Here is a 19,697-nt window from a genome sequence, read left to right on the forward strand (position 1 = left end):
ACCTTCAAAGCTTGGGCCTGTAGCGCTGGGCGATGGGCATGCGGCGGCCGAAGCCGAAGGCGCGGCTGGTGACCTTCAGCCCCGGAGCGGCTTGGCGGCGTTTGTATTCGTTGATGTCGACAAGCCGGATGATCCGTTGCACGATTTCCGCGTCGTGGCCGGCGGCGATGATGTCGGCGATGGGGGCGTCGTCCTCGACGTATCGCTCGAGAATGTCATCGAGCACGTCGTAATCCGGCAGCGAATCGGTGTCGAGTTGGTCCGGACGCAACTCGGCCGAGGGCGGTTTGGTGATCGTGTTTTCGGGGATCAGTTCTCGGCCGGCGTGCTCGTTGATGTGACGGGCCAGGGCGTAGACGTCGGTCTTGGGCACGTCGGAGATGACCGCGAGTCCGCCGCACATGTCGCCGTAGAGCGTGCAATAACCGACGGCAAGTTCCGACTTGTTGCCGGTGGTCAGCAGTAGCGCGCCGGTCTCGTTGGAGTGGGCCATGAGCGTCGCGCCACGGATGCGAGCCTGGAGGTTTTCCTCGGTGAGTCCCTGCACTTTGAACAGCGGGTCGATAGCCTCGGCGTATGCGTTGTGCATCGGCTTGATCGGCACGATGTGGAACGGCATGCCGAGATTGTCGGCCAGCACTTCGGCGTCGATGACCGAGTGCCCCGACGAGTAGCGTGACGGCAGCGCGATGCCGGTGACCGCCTTGGGGCCGAATGCTTCGACGGCCAGCGCGGCGGTGACGGCCGAGTCGATGCCGCCGGAGAGTCCGATGACGACTTTCTCGAAGCCGCACTTGTGAACGTAGTCCCGCAGGCCGAGCACGAGCGCACGGCGGATCGATTCGATGCCGGTGCTGTGGAGTTCGTTGCGGTAGTCGCCGGTGTCGAGGTCGACGATGAGGAGGTCTTCCTCGAAATCCTTGGCTTGGGCGATGATGTTGCCGGCGGCGTCGATCGCGAGAGAGTTGCCGTCGAAGACCAACTCGTCGTTGCCGCCGACCTGGTTGACGTACACCAGCGGCCGCCCGACGTCTTTCACCTGGGCGGCGAAGAGTTCGCGGCGGAAGTCATGCTTGCCGACCACGAACGGCGACGCCGACGCGTTGACCATGAGGCTCGCGCCGGCGGCATGGAGATCGCGGATCGGATTGCTGTGGTAAAGCCGACGTGGGATGAGCCGTTCATCGTTCCAGAGGTCTTCGCAGATCGACACACCGACCGGCGTGTCCTCACCGCGTGAGTCGTTGACGGTGACGATGTTGTTGCGTTCGTCGTTGGGGCCGGGTTCGAAGTATCGGCTCTCGTCGAACACGTCATACGTCGGCAGAAGCGTCTTGAAGTGTCGCGATTCGATCTTGCCATGGGCGAGTAGGGCGACGGCGTTGTGCAGTGGCCGGCCTATCGGGGCCGTGTTCCGCTCGGCGTAGCCGACGAGGGCCGCGATGCCGTTGGACATGCCCGCGAGTTCGCCGAGCGCGTCCAGTTGCGCGTCGATGAACTCCGTCTTGAGCAGCAGGTCCTTGGGCGGGTAGCCGGTGAGCGACAGTTCGGGGAAGACGACCAGCGTCGCTCCCGCATCGGCGGCCCGTTGAATGCAATCGGCATGCTTCGCAACGTTCCCCGGCAGGTCGCCGACCGTCGGGTTGATCTGTGCAAGGGCGAGACGCATGCGTCAGCTTAGGAAAACTACTTACGCAACGCGGCGAGTTGGCGTTCGTCGCGGCGCTCCGTGTCGACCAGCGAACGCCGCGCTTTGGCCCGTTGTCGTGCACGTTCACGCTTGTGGAACTTCTCGAGCTTGCTCATCGCGTCGTCACGTTCAACCTTTTCGAAATGCTGATGGACCCAGCGGAAGTCTCCGTGGTGTTTGCGGTAGACCAGCCCGAGTGAGAAGCACGCGAGGTGCAGCAGGTAGACGCCGATGAGCGTGCCGGCCGATCCGGCCAACACGAATGCCCAGGTCGGGATGGCCACCGGCGGGAGCTGATCGAAGGCCAGGGCGAGCGCGACGTTGAACGCGCCGGTCGATCCGAGCGTGACGGCCAACGCCATGGCGAAAAGCATGAGACACCAGATGTAGCCGAGCCCGCCGCCCCACATGGTGCGTGCGATGCGGTGAGGTGCGAGGTTCGCCATCGACCCGCTGGTGCAGGTGATGAGCAGCACGGCCGGGAAAGCGAAAAACGTGATCGCACAAAGGCCCAGCGCGATCAGTGCGGCTTCGGACGGCAGTGTCGGCTCGGGCGCGGCGCGTCCGGCGACCCCCGCGGAAATGCCGGCCGCTCGGTCGTACAGCCCGACGGCCTGCACCAGGATCATCGGCCAGAAGCAGACGCACGTCGCCACCACGACCCGCACGAACGGCAGCCAGATGTCCTCGGCGAAGCTCGCGTTGCGGAAGAGCGTGGGGATCTCGTCGCGCTGCTCGGGGCCGGTGTCTTCGATGGTGTTCCCGTAGTGCCCGACGACGCCGAGCATGAGCAGGAACCCGGCAAGGCTCAAAAACAGGATGAACGCCAACGGCAACGCGAAGTACACGTTGAGCAGGATGTGCCCGGCGAACAGGATCATGATCACGAACGCGTTGTGCGCCATGAACAGCTCGACCGGTAGACTGACCAGTGACACGCGTGGTTGGGTGTTGCGGTCGGCGTAGCGGAGCGTGCTGCTCTTGTCGGCTTGCCGGGGGTCGGTGTGGCCCCCGGTTGAAAGATGGGGGTCAGATTCGTCTATCGGCGTGACGGTTTGCGCGTCGACTCCGCGATCGGCGATGTCGAGCGGCGCGATGAGTTCGCCGGTCTCAGGGTCGTACTTGGGTCGACTTTTGGCCGGCTTGTCGAAATCCGCAGGCGCGCCGGCGGCCATGAACTTCTCCAACGAAGTCCGGCGGTCGGGGCTTTTGCCCTTCTTCCCGCGGTACTCGAGTACCACGCCCTGCCCGGGGACCTCGTCGAGTTTGTTGTCTGGATTCGGCGTGTCGACGTTTATCTTGAACGCGCCGTCCCTGTCGATCTTGTCGAGGTCTTCGAGGTAAGGGATGTCGACCAGCCGGCCGCAACGACCGCATTGGGTGACGTCGCCGGCCATGTCTTCGCGAACGGCAATCTCGTTGCCACAGTTGCACGGGAATCGGATCAAAGCGGCGACCTCCGGCGGGGGTACGAAGCGGGGACTGGTGTGAACCATGCGCCGGCGGGGCGGGAGTTGCCGACGGCGGTATGCTATGGGAGATGACGCTTTCACGCTTCCCCCGAAGTTGCCTCGCGGCCGGGTTGTGCCTGGCCTTGTTTCCGGCCGTCGCGGCGGCCCAGGACAGTCGCGACTACAAAAAGGACTACGAGGACGCGCTGGCCCAACTCAAACAAGCCCAGGACCGCAAGTCCGAGCTCAACCGGGAGAACGAGCAACTCAAAGCCCAACTCGCCGCGCTCGAGGCCGAGGCGAAAGTCCTGCGGCGTGACGCGGCCGACCATGCCGAGCGGACGTTTTTTCTCCGCAGCCACTACGCCGCCTGGAAGCGATTCATCGCGGCGAATCCCGAGTTGAAGAAGCGGTGGGATCAGTATCTCGGCGCCGCTGCGGCGGAATTGCCCGCGCCGTTGGTCGACCCGTTGGTGCCGCTCGAGCCGGCGGAGTCGGAGAAGCCGGGACCGTCTGAGGAGGAGCGGGTCGAGGAGCCGGCAACGGACGAGCCGGCTACGACGCGTCCGGCTCCGGAGCCGGGCCCGACAGAGCCTGAGCCGACGCCGGACGCCCGGCCCACCGATCCGCCAGCGGAACCCGTGTCCACACCAGCCACAGCGCCCAGCACTTCGCCAGCGTCTGAGTGACTCCGAGCGCGAGTAGGGCGTTGTCGGAGACGTTGATCGGACCCACGTCGGTCCCGCCGGTCGACGCCGCCGACGCCGAGAGTGTCAACACCCGCATCGGCGGTACGTTCGGCTCGGTCGCCAGCAGAAACATCGACGTCAACGTGTACAGCACCAACACGCCTGCCAGCCACGGCTTGGGTCGTACGAGGATCGCCACGCCGCCGACGTGCAACAGCGTGAGCAGTGTCATCAACGCCGTGTCCTGCACGGTGGTCCCGGTGAGCAACACCCGGATCGCCAACGGGAAGAACGCGATCGGGAGCAGCAGCCAGTAGGCCCGGAATCGTCGGGGTTCGGTTGTCGATCCCTTCGCCAGCCACAACGCCGACGTGCTCACCACCAGCGCGACCGGCACGCCGATCCACGCGCTCGCCGTTCCCCAGGTCGCGAACCCGCTCGGGCTCACGATCGCCAACGGCAACAGCCACGCAGCCCGTCCCCCCAGAAGTGGCCAGAGCACCGCGAACATCCCGCCGATGCCCAGCGTCCAGACGACCGCCGTGCCCAGCACGTTGAACGTGTACCCCGTCGGCAGCCCCGACCCGCTGGCGGCGTTGGTCGCGGCGAAGACCGAACGTGCGGCCGAGAGCTCCGCGCCCGCCGGCGTGCCGGCCAATCCGAGCAACGCCACGCCGAGCAGCGTAACTGTCGCATACGCTGTACACACCAACGCCGGGATCCATCTTGACCGTCTGGGCACCTCGCTTAGCATCGCGCCCGCCCGGCCGAAGGAAAGCGCCCAAACCATGAAAAAGACCGTCGCCGATATCGATGTCACTTCCAAGCGTGTGCTGATGCGTGTGGATTTCAACGTGCCGCTGGACGGCGAGACGATCACCGACGATCGCCGCATCACCCAGGCGCTGCCGACGATCAAGGCGGTACTCGCCGGCGGAGGCAAGCTGATCCTCATGTCCCACCTCGGTCGGCCCAAGGGCCAACGAAAGCCCGAGTTCACCCTCGCTCCGGTCGCCAAGCATCTTGCAACGCTGCTGCCCGGCACCTCGGTCGACTTCGCCGACGACTGCATCGGTGACGCGGTGGCCGCCAAGGTGGATGCGTTACAGGATGGCCAAGTGCTGTTGCTGGAAAACCTCCGTTATCACGCCGGCGAGGAAAAGAACGACCCCGACTTCGCCAAACAGCTCGCCGTCTTCGCCGACGTCTACGTCAACGACGCCTTCGGTACCGCCCACCGCGAACACGCCTCGACCTTCGGCGTTCCGCAGCTGCTCGACGGCAAGCCGCGTGTCGCTGGCTTTCTCATCAACAAGGAACTGGAGTACCTCGGCGGCGCGCTCGAAGAGCCGAAGCGGCCGTTCGTCGCCGTGCTCGGCGGGGCGAAGGTCTCCGACAAAATCAAGGTGATCGAGCGTTTGCTCGACAAGGCCGACACACTGCTCATCGGTGGCGCGATGGCGTACACGTTCTTCCTCGCCCAAGGCAAGAAGGTCGGCGACTCGCTGGTCGAGCCGGACAAGGTCGACCTCGCCACGAGCCTGATGAAGAAAGCCGGCGAGAAGCTCAAGCTGCCGGTCGACACCGTCACCGCCACGGAGATGACCGACGACGCCACGACGACCATCGTCGAGGGCGACATCCCCGACGGCCGCGAGGGCTTCGACATCGGCCCCGAAACCCGCAGTCACTTCCTCGACATCGTCGAGAACGCCGGCACCGTGGTCTGGAACGGCCCGATGGGCGTGTTCGAGAAGGTGCCGTTCGCTGCCGGGACCCAGGCGATCGCCGACGCGTGTGTGGCATGCACCGACAAGGGCGGCATCACGATCATCGGCGGCGGCGACAGTGCCGCGGCCGTCGAAAAGCTCGGCCTCTCCGAACGTGTCAGCCACGTCTCCACCGGCGGTGGCGCGAGTCTCGAGTTCCTCGAAAAGGGCCGGTTCACCACCCTCGACCTGCTGGACGATTGATCATGTTCAACCTTGCGACCCCCAAAGCCCACGGCTTTAGCCGTGGGTCCGCCAAACGCCTCGCCGACCCACGCCTGAAGGCGTGGGCTTTGATCGTCTTTGCATGCACCCTCGTCGGTTGCGGCGGCGATGACGCTGGCGAGCCGGGCGTGATCGCGTCGTTCAACGGCGACGAGTTCGCCGCGACCGAGTTCATGGCCGCCTACGAGCCGGCGATCCGTTCCCAGGACAACGGCAACCGCCCCGAAAAGCCGACCGGCATCGACACGCTGACCGGCCGGTTCCGCCTGATCGCCAAATCCGGCGACCGGCAGGGCAACGGCACCGAGCCCGCCCGTGAGTTTGTTCTGACCGTCTCCGGCGTCGACGGTCCGGGCACCTACCCGATCATCCGCGGCGACCAGAACATCGAGTCGTTCCAGCTTTATGCCAAGGATTATGCCGCCGGTTCCCTGGCCGCGCCCGTCGAGTACTACGCCCCGGTCGGCGATACGCAGGTCGGCACGTTGATCATCGACGAACTCGGCCCCGACGCGGTCGGCAGCTTCTCGTTCAGCATTCCGTCCGCGGGCGGGGAAGTCGCCGAAATCACCGACGGTGCGTTTCGCATCGAGGATGTGTTGCCGGCATCGGACGAGTGATCAAAGCGTCACGAGAAAACGTTCCACCGCCGGGCCGACGTTGGCGAAGCCAGTCTTGATCCGCCGGTCCAGCAGGGCGAGTTGATCCAGCGCGCGCCGCAGCCCGACGTCGCCCATCGTCTCGGCCTGTGCCAGTAGCGGCCCGACGTTGCTCGCGGGCCAGATGCGTAGTTCCTTGCCGATGGCGAAGTCGCTGGCGTTGCTGCGGAGCTTCATCCGCCTGGCGGCGGTGGCTTTCTCGACCCAGATCGCCAGCCAGGTCACGGCACGGAAGGCCGCGGAACTGTCGGTCTGCTGAAGTTGTCGCCAGCGTCGCACGGCCTCGGCCGTGTCGCCGCTGCTCAGCGCGTCGGTCATGCTCCACATCTGCTGCTCCCGCTGGAATGCCACGCCGCCGGCGCGGATGGTCTGGGCGGTGACCGGGCCGTCCACGTTCAACGCGAGCTTCGCCAGCTCGTTGTCGATCCGGCCGAGCTCCGCGCCGATGAGGTCGGCGAGCAGGTCGGCCGCGTCGCGATCCATCTCGAGGCCGTGCGCGGTCCGCGCCCGTTGCTCGATCCACGCCGGTAGCTCGCGCTCCTTGGGCGGCTCGCACTTGATCACCTGACCGACCTTCGCGATCGACTTGGCGATCCGCTGGTTGCCCGGGAGCGATCGGCAACGCAGCACCAGCGTCCCCGAATCGGCGGGCGCGGCAACGTAATCTTCGAGTTGGGGGCGGTGCTTGGAAATGAACTCGTCGGCGTCGCGAACAACCACGAGCTTCTCGCCGCCAAACATCGCAAAGCTACGCAACTCGTCGAGTACCTCGGCGAGTCCGGCCCGCTCGCCGTCCACGTCGATCCGTTGCGGCTCATCGGATAGCGTTGCCGTAATCGCCGCCAGACTCTGTTGTTGAAGGAACGGGACTTCGCCGACGAGTGCGTAGACCGGGAGTCCGGGTTTGACGGTCGTGCCGGCTGTGTTCGTGGTGGCGGTCTTGGCCATGAGGCGAGTGCGAGCGGTCGGCGGCGAAAAATCGTTGGCGTCTGGCCCTTTGCGGCGTACCTTGACGCGATGCAGGGTGTCCACGGTAGCAGGTGTGGTGGCGCGTGCCGCCCCGACCGATACATCTCGACGGAGAACCCACACTGATGGCGACGCCGTACGGCACATTTTGCGACGACTTCTACGTCAACCTGCGGCTCGGCACGCAGATGCGCTTGCCCAACACCCGCGAGACGTTGCTCCATTTCTTCGAGCAGGCCCAGAAAGCATTCCCCGGCATGACCCGCTTCAGGCGAGGCGGCGAGGGGGAGTTTTCCATCGAGGAAGACCGCTCCACGCCGACCTACCGCTGGCTCAGCGTCGAGCCGACCCGCCTGTCCGCCGGGCATGTCAATCCCGAAGAACTCGAAGACGCCGCCGGCTTACATCGCATGGTGCTCGAACAAGCGCCGTACGGCCTGGGCATCTCGCCGGTCGAGATCGATTACATGGACGTGCTTTTCGGCTTCGACCTTGAGTTCACCGGTAACCACGACGAGGTCGTGGCCAACGCGCTGCTGAGCGACGCGCCGATCGCCTGCCTGTTCGACGCCGGGGCCGGCAAGCCGCTCGACTTCCAGCCCAAGACGACGGTCGCGCTCAGCGAGGACTGCCGCCTGCAGGCCCGCCTCGAAGTCGTCACGCGCACCGGGAGCTACGAGGTCCGCACCGGTGACTTCGACGAGGACGTCATCAGCGTGTACTTGGTGATTCGTCAGTATTGGGGCAATCGCCGCGAAGGCGCGACGCCGCAGCTGTTCGACGAACTCCTGAACAAAGCCGACGAGCTCGCCAGCGATCGCATCGTCCCGCAGGTGCTTCAGCCGATCAACGCACTGATCAGCAGCAAGAGTTGACGCTTACTTCAAAAACGGCTCGACACGGATGCTTCCGTCCAGTCCGAGTCCGATGGTGATAGCGCCGTCGCGGCCGGTGCGCAGGAGCGGGCGGTCGCCGACCAGTGCCTCGAACGCCTTCTGCTTGCGTGTCGGCGTCGCGTCGTCGCTGCTGACGATCCAGTTGGGATCGACCGCCTCAAGGAACTTTGGCGTGAGTTCTTCCGCGCTGCCGTGGTGCGGGGCGAGCAGAACGTCGGCCGACAGATCGGCCGCGCTCCGTAGCAACTCGCCCATGGCCGCGTTCTCGATGTCACCGGCGAAGAGCATCGTGCGATCGGCGACGTGGAGCCTAACCACGAGCGACGTGTCGTTGGCCGTCCATTGCTCCCCGAGCACCGGTGGCCAGAGCACTTCGAGGTACGCATTCCGGCCCAGTGGCACACGCTCCCCGGCGGAGACGACCGTGGGCGGCAGGTCCGCGGCGTTGAGTTGCCGAAGCACCGCCAGGCCGGCCGGGTCGCGCTGGGCGTCGTCGATGAACCTCGGCCCGACCAGCACGGTGCCCGGTGCGTAGCGCGTGGCCACATCGCCGGCCGCGCCGTAGTGATCCGCGTTGGCGTGCGTGATAAGCAACCCCTCAATCGCGGTGAGCTTGGCACGCCGCAGGTAAGGCCCGATCGCCCGGCCCATCGGGTCGCTCATCGTCGCGCTGCCCGCGTCGATCAACCAAGTCCGACGTTGAGGTGTTTCGATCACGACGCATTGGCCTGCTCCCACCGCAAGCACCGTCACGCGGACTTCGTCAACCTCGCCCGCCAACGCCTGGGGCGCGGCGATGGTCAGGGCGGGTTTGCGCTGCAGGTACGGCCCGACGATGAGCACGAATGTCGCCGCGGCCAAGGCGCCGCGCGTGCTCCATCGCATGGTGCCGGTCGGCCACTTGCGCACGGCCGCGGCCAATGCCGCGAAGTAGATCAGCACGATCAGCAACGCCGGTTGCGGCAGCGGCACGTCGGCGGCGGGCAAGCCGGACAAGCTCGCCGCGGAGCTTCGCATCCAGCCGGCAGGAATCGCCGCGAGGTCGGCCCACAACGCATCGCCCCACGGGACCGCCGTGCTCGCCAGCACCTTCAGCAAGCCGACGCACAGCGCGAGCATCGTCGGCCCGCTCAGCAGGATTGAGCCGGCCACGCCCCACGGGTTGAGCTGGCCGAAGTGCCAAGCCACCAGCGGCATCGACACCGCCCACGCCACGAGAGTCGCGGCGACGACATTGATCGTCTTGTTGTCGAACCACCGCGCGGCCACCGACCAACCGCTGGCCAAGTAGGCGTCATCCGGTCGGGCCCATTCGGTGACGCGCTCGACGACGATCGGCGTGAGCACCAGCAGCCCGAACACCGTGCCGAACGAGAGTTGAAACCCCGCCGAGAACAGGTCGTGCGGTTGCAACAGAAGCACGATGATCGCGGCGACCGACAGCGATTGCAGCGGGTCGGCCTTGTGCCGTAGTAGCAAACCGACGGCAAACGCGGACCAGAGGATCACCGCTCGCGCGACCGACGGTGTCGGCTGTGCGAGCCAGCCGTAGGCGAGGACGAAGACGGTCGCCGCCAGCAGTGCCGGGCGCGGGGGCAGTTGCGTGAGTCGGGCGACGAGGAACACGAACCCGCCCATGATTGCGACGTGCATGCCGCTGATCGCGAGGTGGTGGCCGGCCCCGATGGCGCGGAAGTCGTCGGCGACATCGCTCATCAGCGGGTCACGTTCACCGAGAATCAGCGCCGTGAGCAGCGCGGCGTCGATCACGTCCATGTCGTCGAACCCGGCGGTGAGACGTTGGCGAACGAAGGCCCGCGCGGCGGTCCGTAATGGCGGGGCGGCCGTGTCGATGATGCGAAGCTGATCCGGGCCGTTGATCGACACGCCGGCGAGAATGCGGTCGGCACGGTAGTGCCGGGACCAATCGAACTGTCCGGGGTTCATCGCCGGGGCCGGTCGGCGTAGCAGTGCGAGTGCTTCGATCGTCTGGCCGGCGGCGAGACGTGGGTCGACCCGGCGGACGTTGAGCAAGACGCTGCCACGGGTGTTCGCCCAACCGTCGATGGTTTCGATGGCCACGACTTCCGCGATGCTGTTTTGCATGGGCGGCATCGGGATCATCGCGTCGGCGTCCGGGATTCGGACCCGTGGCGGCTCGTCGAGTCGAAGGCGGACGCGGACCAGTTGCGGCTTGGCCGTTGTGAAATGGGCAACGTCGTTGGGGGCGTAGCGGTGCCAGTGATGCTGTGCCGCCGCGAAGCCGAGTGCGGCGAAACCGAGTAGCAGGATCGTCGTCGACCGCCCGGCGAGCGAGATGACGAACGCCATCGTGGCGATCGCAAGAGCCACCCACGGCCAGGGGGCGATATGCGTCGAGAGAACGATCCCGCCGATCAACGCCAGCGCCACCGGCAATGCCGCACGGCGAAATGACGCTGGCGAGCCCACCCGTGCCAAGTTACCGGTGATGGCGTTGTGTTGCGAAAGAAACACAACTTTGGCAAGCCGGCACGATACTGGCGCGGTGCCCGGCTTGTGGGTCATCGGCCCCGTGTTACCCTACAATGCCCGTCAGCGCCCGGTGACAGGTCACGGTCGGCCCCGCTTCCGACCGGTGTTTCGAGCGAAAGGCAGTATGTCATGGCCAAACTCCAGAAAAAACTCGGTGAAATCCTCGTCGATTGGGGCATCAATAAGCCCGAAGAGATCAAGCAGGGCCTCGACCACGCCAAGGAAAAAAAGCTCCGCATCGGCGAGGCGCTGGTCGATTTGAAAATCTCCACCGAGGCCAACGTTTACAAGGCATTGGCCGCCCAGCAGAACCTGGAGTTCGAGGACCTCGACGCCAATAGCGTGCCGCCTAATGCGGTCAACGCGATCCCCGACGACCTGATGCGTAAGCACCTGATCCTCCCGTTGGGCAACGAGGGGGGCAAGATGCGCGTCGCCATGCACGACCCGCTCGATTTCGAGCTTCAGGAAATCCTCCGCTTCCGTATCGGCAAGGAGATCAAGCCGGTCCTGGCACCCAAGACCAAAATCAAGCAGGTCATCGACTCGCTGTTCAACGCCAACGCGACCAGCACCATCGACCAGACGATGGACCGCACCATCGACCGTTTGCGCGACACGATGGACCGGTCCATGGACGGCTCGATCGACAAGTCCATCGACAAATCGATCGACAAGAGCATCGACAAATCGATCGACCTCGGGAGCATGGGCGAGGACGCCGACGACCCGACGCAGGCACCGATCATCAAGCTGGTACAGGCGATGATCGCCGAGGCGGTGCGGACGCGTGCGTCGGATATTCACATCGAGCCGATGAAGGACCGCGTCAAGGTGCGCTACCGCATCGACGGCGAGTGTGTCGAGCGCGACAAGATCCCGCTGCGCATGCGTGGTCCGCTGATCTCGCGCATCAAGATCATGGCCGGCATCGACATCGCCGAGAAGCGCCTCCCCCAGGACGGCCGCATCAAGATGACCGTCGACAACCAGCAGATCGACTTCCGTGTCTCGACGCTGCCCGCCTACCACGGCGAGTCGACCGTGCTGCGTATTCTGCGGCCCGACAACGTCCGCATCGGCCTAGAGAACATGGGCTTCGAGTCCGAGGACTACGCGGAGTTCGAGAAGATCATCAAACGCCCCAACGGCATCTTCCTCGTCACGGGCCCGACCGGTTCTGGTAAGACGACCACGCTCTACGGTGCGCTCAACGTTCTGAACCGCCCGGACCGCAAGATCATCACCGCCGAGGACCCGGTCGAATACAACTTCGCCGGCATCAACCAGTGCCAGGTCCGCGAAGCGATCGGTCTGTCATTCGCGAAAATCCTTCGGGCCATGCTGCGTCAGGCACCCAACATCATTCTCGTGGGTGAGATTCGTGACCTCGAAGTGGCCGAGGTCGCTATCCAGGCGGCACTCACCGGTCACTTGGTGTTCTCTACGCTCCACACCAACGACGCCCCGTCGGCCATCACGCGTCTGATCGACATGGGCGTGAAGCCGTTCCTGGTCGCATCCGCGGTGCAGGCGATCATGGCCCAGCGTCTGGTGCGCGTGCTGTGCCCGAAATGTAAGGTGATCGACAAGGAACCTGACGAAAACTGGCTGCGCTTGGCGGGCATCACGCAGGAGATGCTCGAGGGCAAAACTCTCTACAAGCCGCGCGGTTGCGACCACTGCGCCGGCACCGGCTTCCGTGGCCGACAGGGCATCTTCGAGCTCATGAAGCTCAACAACGAAGTCCGCCAACTCGCCTTCGACCGCGCCCCGACCAACAAGATCCGCAAGGCCGCCCGCGACAGCGGCATGAAGACCCTGCTGCAGGACGGCGTGATCAAAGTGCTCAAGGGCGTGACCACCGCCGAGGAAATCGTCAAGGTCGCCCAGGTCGAGGGCGTTGCCACAGAGTAACTGAGTACAGAACATGGCCACGATTCAGATCGACAGACTGCTTGAGACCGTCGTCAAGCGCAAGGCGTCCGACCTTCACCTTGCCATTGGCAAGCCGCCGACGTTGCGCCTCTCCGGGCGGCTGCGTGAGTTGCAGACCAAGGTGCTCGACCCCGAGGACACCGTCTCGCTCATGAAGGCGATCACGCCCGAGCGCATCCAGCAGGAGTACGAAGAGACCGGCTCGGGCGACTTCGGTTTCGCGTATGGCGAGGAGGCCCGCTTCCGCGTGGCGATCTTCAAGCAGAAGGGCGCTTGCTCGTTGGTGCTGCGGCGAATCCCGAACACGATTCTGACCTTCGAGCAGATCGGCTTGCCGGAGATGGCCCGCCAGATCTGCCGGCGCCCGCGTGGCATCTTCCTCGTGACTGGCCCGACCGGCTCGGGCAAGACCACGACGCTCGCGTGCATGATCAACTACATCAACGAGCAGTTCGATCGGCACATCATCACGATGGAAGACCCCATCGAGTACTACCACCCGCACAAGAAATCCATCGTCGTGCAGCGCGAGATCGGCGTCGATACGCCGTCGTTCTCCGAAGCGCTGCGGCGTGCCTTGCGTCAGGACCCCGACGTCATGCTCGTGGGTGAGATGCTTGACTTGCCGACGATCTCCTCGGCGATCACCGCCGCGGAAACCGGTCACTTGGTCTTCGGCACGCTCCACACCTCCGGTGCCGCTTCAACTATCAACCGAATCATCGACGCGTTCCCGACCGACCAGCAGGAGCAGGTTCGTGTGCAGCTGGCGAACAACCTCATCGCCGTGCTTTCGCAGGCGCTGATGCCCCGCGCCGACACCGACGGCATGCTCGCGGCGTACGAGTTCATGTACGTCACGCCCTCGATCCAGAACCTCATCCGCGAAAACAAGTCCTACCGCATCGACTCGGACATTCAGACCGGTAAGAAGTACGGCATGCAGCTGCTGGACGACAACCTCTGGATGCACTACCTCGCCGGGCACATCACCGCCGAGGACGCGGTCGACAAGTCCAAGAACCCCGGCGGCATGGTCGATCGCATCCAGCGTCACGGGGCCGACGACATCGATGACCTCGACGACGGCCTGCTCGCCGAGGTCGACGATGATGATGACGGCGGTGGTGCGGGTGCCGAGCCCGAGGACGCTGCCGCCCTCCAGGCCCGTCGTGACCGGATGAAGAAGATGTAAGATTCGCGCCGCTTGTTTGTATGATCCGTATCCCCGCACCCGGAGTATTCCATGCCCCCGACCGCCACTGCCGACGCCCCGACGAAGATGCCCCCGATCGACCAGCTCAAAGGACGTCCGATCGGCCGCGTGCTTACGAAGATGGGCAAGGTCAAGCGCGAGCAGGTCGTCGAAGCGCTGAACTTCCAGAAGCAGAAGGGCGGTGCGCTGGGGCAAATCCTGCGCGACTTCGATTACATCTCCGAGGCCGACCTTAACATCGCCCTCGCCGCCCAGCAGGGCTACGAACTTCTTGATCTGCGTGGGATGGAGATTCCGCCCGAAGCGATCAAGGCCGTCCCCGCCCAGACGGCGCAGACGTACGAGTTGATCCCGATCAAGTTCGATGAAGCCAGGAAGCGGCTCACCGTCGCGATGGCCAATCAGGACAACTTCCAGGCACTCGACGAGCTGCGCAACCTGTTCGGCTTCAAGGTCGAGGCGAAGATCGCCGAGGCCGACCAGATCAAGTCGTTGATCACCAAGTACTACGACACCGCCGACGAGTCGCTCGGCGACGTCCTTGGCGAACTCAACACCGACGACAACCTCGCCGACCTCAAGAAGAAGTCCGGCGGAGAGAGCCTCGACCTCGAGACGCTCAAGGATGCCGCGGATTCCAACCCGGTCCGCAAGCTGATCAACCTCGTGTTGCTTCAAGCGATCAAGGACAAGGCGTCCGACATCCACTTCGAGCCGTTCGAGGACGAATACAAGCTGCGGTATCGCATCGACGGTGTGCTGTACGAGATGATGCCGCCGCCGAACCACATCGGTGCGGCGCTCTCGTCGCGTGTGAAGGTCATGGCGAACCTCGACATCGCCGAGCGCCGCATGCCTCAGGACGGCCGTATCGAACTCAACGTCAACAACCAGCAGATCGACCTTCGTGTGTCGGTCTTGCCGACGATGTTCGGTGAGTCGGTCGTGATGCGTGTGCTGGACCGCAGCAACGTGAACCTCGATTTGGAGATGATCGGGCTCAGCCCCGAGGAGCTCAAGATCGTCCGCGTGCTGATCAACAAGCCAAACGGCATCGTGATCGTCACCGGCCCGACCGGCTCGGGCAAAACCACCACGCTCTACTCCGCTCTCAACGAACTCAACGACCCGACCGAAAAACTCATCACCGCCGAGGACCCGGTCGAATACGACATTGACGGCATCATCCAGTGTCAGATCCGACCCGACATCGAGATGACGTTCGCGCGGATCCTCCGCTCCATGCTGCGTCAAGACCCGGACACCATTCTCGTGGGTGAGATCCGTGACCGCGAGACCGCCGAGATCGCGGTGCAGGCATCGCTCACCGGTCACTTGGTCTTCTCGACCTTGCACACCAACGACGCACCCTCGTCGATCGCACGTCTGCTCGACCTTGGCCTCGAGCCGTTCCTGGTGACCGCGACGCTCGAAGGCGTGATCGCCCAGCGCCTGGTGCGAAAGATCTGCCTCGACTGCAAGACCGAGTACACCCCCGCGCTCGAACAGCTGATGGAGCTCGAGCTCAAGCCCGAGGACGTCGAAGGGCAGAAGTTCTTCTACGGCAAGGGTTGCGACAACTGCAACAACACCGGCTACAAGGGCCGGCTTGGCGTGTTCGAGATCATGACGCTCGATGACGACATGCGCGAGATGATCGTCAACCGTGACTCGACGCAGAAGCTCCGCGATGCCGCCAAGGCCCGCGGCATGACCACCCTCCGCGATGCCGGCTTGAAGGCGATCTTCGACGGCCTGTCGACCATCGAGGAAGTCGTCCGCGAGACGATCGTCGAAGAATAGCTTCTGGCTCTCCACGCGTGGCAACCCTCACGCGCATCTTTCATGCCCGACATCCATCCCACTGCCATTGTCGCCGACACCGTCACCATCGGCGAAGGCACGACCGTGCTTCCCTACACCATTATCGAGGGGAACACGGTCATCGGGCGCAACTGCACCATCGGCCCCCACGCGGCCATCGGCGGGCCGCCACAACACCGCAATTCGCCGATCGACGATGGCTGGGTCGTCATCGGCGATGACTGCGTGCTGCGTGAACAGACGACCGTCAATCGTGCGACGAAGCCCGGACGAGACAACGCCACGGCCGTTGGTGATCGTTGCTACCTGATGACCAGCGTTCACCTCGGCCATGACACCAAACTCGGTGCGGACATTACCCTCGCTAATCAGGTGATGATCGCTGGCCATGCGGCGATCGGCGACGGGACGTTTTTCGGTGGCGGCACGGGCATCCATCAGTACTCCCGTGTCGGGCGTCTCTGCATGATTCACGGTAACGAAGGCCTCTCGCTCGACGTGCCGCCATTCGCGTTGGTGCAGCACACCTGCGTCCGCGGTCCGAACGTCATCGGGCTTCGGCGTAATGGCTTTTCCTCGGAAACTCGCCAAGCCATCGCCCGCGCGTACCAGACACTGCGCCGCGTACCCGTGATGAGCAAGGCTTTGGCACAGCTCGAGTGTGTCGACGTGCCTGAGGTTCGAGAGATCGTCGAGTTCTACCGGGCCAGCAAGCGTGGCGTAACCACAGCCCGACGAAAGCGTGTCTAGACCTTGCCGAGCCGCGAGAGGAGGGTGATGCCGGTGATGAACACCACGGCATTGCCGCCCCAGATCATCATGATCCCCAAGCCCAGCGGGTCGTTGAAATCGGCGGTCACGTTGGACGGGATGTTCTCCGCGACGTGCTGGCCGCTGACGATGAGCACGATGCACAAGATCGCCGGCACCACCGACAGGGCGAACGCGCTCAGGAAGTTCCCCGTTCGGAAGAGCACGCCGATCGCGATGCCAACGAGTACGAGACTGAAACAACTCACCGCGAACGACAGCCGCGCGTGAATCTCGCTGTGCACGCCGTTGAGCAATTTGTACACCTCGCGCCGCAGTCGGCCTTTCATCTTCGTCGAGACCTCCGGATTGGTCAGGTACGTCTCGGCGGTGCGCATCTTCAGGTCGCGGATCTCCTTGGGTGTCGGCACCATGATCGTCGTCTCGAAGCTGGTGCGCGGCGTCTCGACGAGCGCTCCGTCCGGCTCGACGGTGGTCACCACCGGATTGACCAGCCGAACCTGCACCGCGAGTTCGGTGCCGTCGGCGGTGTTGCCCACGCGGACTTGCGCCGACTCGGCACTGGCCGCGAGCAGCATCTCCGGGCCCTGCTCCGTGCGGGTGGTGCGTTGGAACCGAATGTCGGGCATGGCCTCGGGACCGGGACCGATGTTCACCGTCGCTCGGCGCAGACGGTAGTCGGTCCCGCCGTGGGCGAGCGTATAGATGTCGCCGTCGCTGCTGACCAGGACGAACTCACCATCCCGCTCGAGCCCGGCCATGACGATGTTCTGGAGGTATGCCGTCTGCTGATCACCGCGGACGTAGTCGTTGAGCACAAGCGCGACGCGACGCGACTGCTCGGGCTGGACGCCGAGCTTGCGGAGCTTGGCGAAGTCCATGAACTTCGTGTTCTCGCGCAGCGGTGACGGGAGAGGGTACGGGCCGAACTGGCTCTTACGAAGCGTTGCCTGCCGGGCTTGGTCGACGCCTTCGATCGTGCGGGGCAACGCCATGCCGTCGACGAGACTGATGGTGACCTGCACGTCCTCGTCGGGGTTGCCGGTGTTTTCGATGAACGCGGTTGCCTGGCGGGCGACGTAGATCTCCTCGACCGGCCGCGGCGTCGTGTTCGGGTCGGCGTCTTCGGGGAGGTCGGCGTAGCGGGCGATGGAAATGTCGAGCAAATGCACGACTTGCGTCCGCCCGTCGTCGGACGATTCGCCGACCCGCGCATCGGCCGCATACAGCGTCACGCCACGGTTGAACCCGCCGAGTTCGAGTTTGTTGTTCTGGCGGATCTGGAAGGCCGCGAACTGGGCGAGGTTGGAAAACACCACCCGCTCCACGGCCAGCGTCGCCCGCGGCACGATGAAGCTGAGCATCGCCCCGCTCAGCAGCGCGACCGACAACCCCATCACCACCCCCGGCAAGGCCAACTCCCACAGCGGTACACCCGCCGCCCGGCACGCGGTCAGTTCGTTGTCCGCCGAGAGCCGGCCGTAGACGAACGTACACGCGAACAGCGCCGCCACTGGCAGCGAATACGTGAGCATCGCCGGCATCAGGTAGGTGAGAATCCGACCGACTTGCGACGCCGAGAGTCCGTTGTCGGTGAGCGGATCGAGCAAGCCGCCGAACGCCATGATGCCCGCCAACGCCGTGTTGGCGAGGAGGAAGATGCGAAGCAGGTCGCGGAAGACGTACCAGAAAAGCGTGGTGCCCATGGCGTTGCGGTGAGGTTACGGGATCACCGGCGAGAAGGCACGGGGGATCAACTCGTGGCGATCAGTTCGCGCCAACGGCGGCGGCGAGACGTTCGATCCCCAACTCGATCTTGTCGATCGGCACCACGCCGAAGCTCAGCCGCATCTGGTTGCGGGGCGTGTTCGCGCCGGTGTAGCAGTAATCGCCCGGCACGTACATCACACCGCGCTTCACGCAATCGGCGAACAACGCCGACTCACGAGCCGTGTCGATCGACTCGGGCAGGGTCGCCCAGACGTACAGCCCGCCGCGCGGGTGGGTCCAGGTCACGCCATCGGGCATGTGTCGCTTCAGCGCGTCGAGCATGGCGTGCATTTTGGCGCGGTAGCCGTCGTGCAGGGCCTTGAGTTGATCGGCGTACACGTCGGTCCGCAACGCTTCGGCGGCAATGTGCTGGGCGAGGTTCGCGCTTCCGAAGTCGTGGTTGCCCTTTTGCTGCAGGACCGCGTCGAGGACGGCCCCAGGCAGTGCGGCGTAGCCGAGCTTGATGCCGGGCGCGAACGGCTTGGAAAACGTCTGGCTTAGCGCGACGTACTCGTTGCCGACGTCGAGCGACTTGATCGTCGGTGGGGCCCATGGTTGATCCTCCGGGCCTTCGTACGTGAGTTCGCGGTACGCCGCGTCCTCGATGATGATGATCCGGTGGCCGGCCAGCGCGGAGTACTTCTTCACGAGTTCGAGAATCGCCGGCCTGCGGTCCGCCGCGAGGGTCAGGCCCGTCGGGTTTTGGTGGTAGGTTTGCACGTACACGAACCGCACCAGTTGCAACCGGTTTTGGTGCTTGAGTTCCTCGAACGATCGTTCCAACGCCTCGACGCACATTCCGCCTTCGTCCATCGGTACGCCCACGACCTCGACGCCGATGGATTGGAGCGTACCGGTGTAGACGAAGTAGTCCGGCTGGCAGCAGATTCCGATGTCGCCGGGGTCGGCCAACACATCCGCGAGCATGTAGATCGCCTGTTGGCTGCCGGTCGCGGTGACGAGATGGTCGGGCGTGACTCCCTGTGCCGTGTAGTCGACGCCGTCGATGTCGCAGAGGTGTTGGTGGAGCAGTTGGCGTAGCTCCGCGAAGCCGTGCGTGGTGCCGTACTGCATGACCACCCGGCCGCGCTCGTCGTTGCCGAGCAGGTCATCGACGATCTTCCGCACCGGCATTACCGGCAACGTCCGCGGATCGACCAATCCGGCGGCGAACGAGATGATGTCCGGGTTTTCGACCGCCGCCGCCATGAGGTACGAGATCGGCTGTTCGGTCGTCCGCCGGGCCTTGGCGGAGAATGGGATTGGGGGCGTGTCTGGCAAGACCACACCATAGAGCCGGCGCGAGCGGATCACAG

General features: G+C 64.7%; 14 protein-coding genes. 7 read left to right on the forward strand and 7 right to left on the reverse strand.

The window, feature by feature from the left end:
• Positions 1–4: 4 nt before the first annotated feature.
• From AAGD32_06995 to AAGD32_07005, 3 genes are all read right to left on the reverse strand, one after another.
• Positions 5–1,669 carry an NAD+ synthase gene (locus AAGD32_06995; GenBank protein ID MEM8873990.1) on the reverse strand — a complete coding sequence of 555 codons (1,665 nt, stop codon included), beginning with the start codon at positions 1,667–1,669 and terminating at the stop codon, positions 5–7.
• A 17-nt stretch (positions 1,670–1,686) separates the two neighbouring features.
• Positions 1,687–3,138 (reverse strand): hypothetical protein, encoded by a 1,452-nt coding sequence (locus AAGD32_07000; GenBank protein MEM8873991.1) that lies wholly within the window; start codon positions 3,136–3,138, stop codon positions 1,687–1,689.
• Positions 3,139–3,696: 558 nt separating this feature from the next.
• Positions 3,697–4,620, reverse strand: coding sequence for a hypothetical protein (locus AAGD32_07005; GenBank protein MEM8873992.1), 924 nt, complete (start codon positions 4,618–4,620; stop codon positions 3,697–3,699).
• Here AAGD32_07005 and AAGD32_07010 point away from each other — a divergent pair.
• A complete protein-coding gene (locus AAGD32_07010) occupies positions 4,619–5,803 on the forward strand; it encodes a phosphoglycerate kinase (GenBank protein MEM8873993.1) in 1,185 nt (394 codons plus the stop codon). The genes AAGD32_07005 and AAGD32_07010 overlap by 2 nt on opposite strands.
• Positions 5,804–5,805: 2 nt before the next feature.
• Entirely contained in the window at positions 5,806–6,444 is a 639-nt protein-coding gene (locus AAGD32_07015; GenBank protein ID MEM8873994.1) for a hypothetical protein, read from the forward strand.
• On the opposite strand, the gene holA is transcribed toward AAGD32_07015, so the two are convergent.
• Positions 6,445–7,431 (reverse strand): DNA polymerase III subunit delta, encoded by a 987-nt coding sequence (gene holA, locus AAGD32_07020; protein ID MEM8873995.1) that lies wholly within the window; start codon positions 7,429–7,431, stop codon positions 6,445–6,447.
• Between the two features lie 146 nt (positions 7,432–7,577).
• On the opposite strand from holA, the gene AAGD32_07025 reads away from it, so the two are divergent.
• On the forward strand, positions 7,578–8,327 hold the full coding sequence (locus AAGD32_07025; protein MEM8873996.1) for a hypothetical protein: 750 nt from the start codon (positions 7,578–7,580) through the stop codon (positions 8,325–8,327).
• A gap of 3 nt (positions 8,328–8,330) precedes the next feature.
• On the opposite strand, the gene AAGD32_07030 is transcribed toward AAGD32_07025, so the two are convergent.
• Positions 8,331–10,895 carry a ComEC/Rec2 family competence protein gene (locus AAGD32_07030; protein ID MEM8873997.1) on the reverse strand — a complete coding sequence of 855 codons (2,565 nt, stop codon included), beginning with the start codon at positions 10,893–10,895 and terminating at the stop codon, positions 8,331–8,333.
• A gap of 96 nt (positions 10,896–10,991) precedes the next feature.
• On the opposite strand from AAGD32_07030, the gene AAGD32_07035 reads away from it, so the two are divergent.
• The 4 genes from AAGD32_07035 to AAGD32_07050 are packed head-to-tail and all read left to right on the forward strand — an operon-like array spanning position 10,992 to position 16,590.
• The gene (locus tag AAGD32_07035) at positions 10,992–12,779 is read left to right on the forward strand and encodes an ATPase, T2SS/T4P/T4SS family (protein MEM8873998.1); all 1,788 of its coding nucleotides are present in this window, start codon (positions 10,992–10,994) and stop codon (positions 12,777–12,779) included.
• A 13-nt stretch (positions 12,780–12,792) separates the two neighbouring features.
• The gene (locus AAGD32_07040; protein MEM8873999.1) at positions 12,793–13,995 is read left to right on the forward strand and encodes a type IV pilus twitching motility protein PilT; all 1,203 of its coding nucleotides are present in this window, start codon (positions 12,793–12,795) and stop codon (positions 13,993–13,995) included.
• 51 nt (positions 13,996–14,046) lie between these two features.
• A complete protein-coding gene (locus tag AAGD32_07045) occupies positions 14,047–15,819 on the forward strand; it encodes an ATPase, T2SS/T4P/T4SS family (protein ID MEM8874000.1) in 1,773 nt (590 codons plus the stop codon).
• 42 nt (positions 15,820–15,861) lie between these two features.
• Positions 15,862–16,590: an acyl-[acyl-carrier-protein]--UDP-N-acetylglucosamine O-acyltransferase gene (locus AAGD32_07050; protein ID MEM8874001.1), complete on the forward strand. Its 729-nt coding sequence runs from the start codon at positions 15,862–15,864 to the stop codon at positions 16,588–16,590.
• Here AAGD32_07050 and AAGD32_07055 read toward each other — a convergent pair.
• On the reverse strand, positions 16,587–18,317 hold the full coding sequence (locus AAGD32_07055) for an LptF/LptG family permease (GenBank protein MEM8874002.1): 1,731 nt from the start codon (positions 18,315–18,317) through the stop codon (positions 16,587–16,589). The genes AAGD32_07050 and AAGD32_07055 overlap by 4 nt on opposite strands.
• 61 nt (positions 18,318–18,378) lie before the next feature.
• On the reverse strand, positions 18,379–19,662 hold the full coding sequence (locus AAGD32_07060; protein ID MEM8874003.1) for a PLP-dependent aminotransferase family protein: 1,284 nt from the start codon (positions 19,660–19,662) through the stop codon (positions 18,379–18,381).
• Positions 19,663–19,697 lie beyond the last annotated feature (35 nt).

The organism is Planctomycetota bacterium (genome assembly GCA_039182125.1).
Taxonomy (GTDB): domain Bacteria; phylum Planctomycetota; class Phycisphaerae; order Tepidisphaerales; family Tepidisphaeraceae; genus JBCDCH01.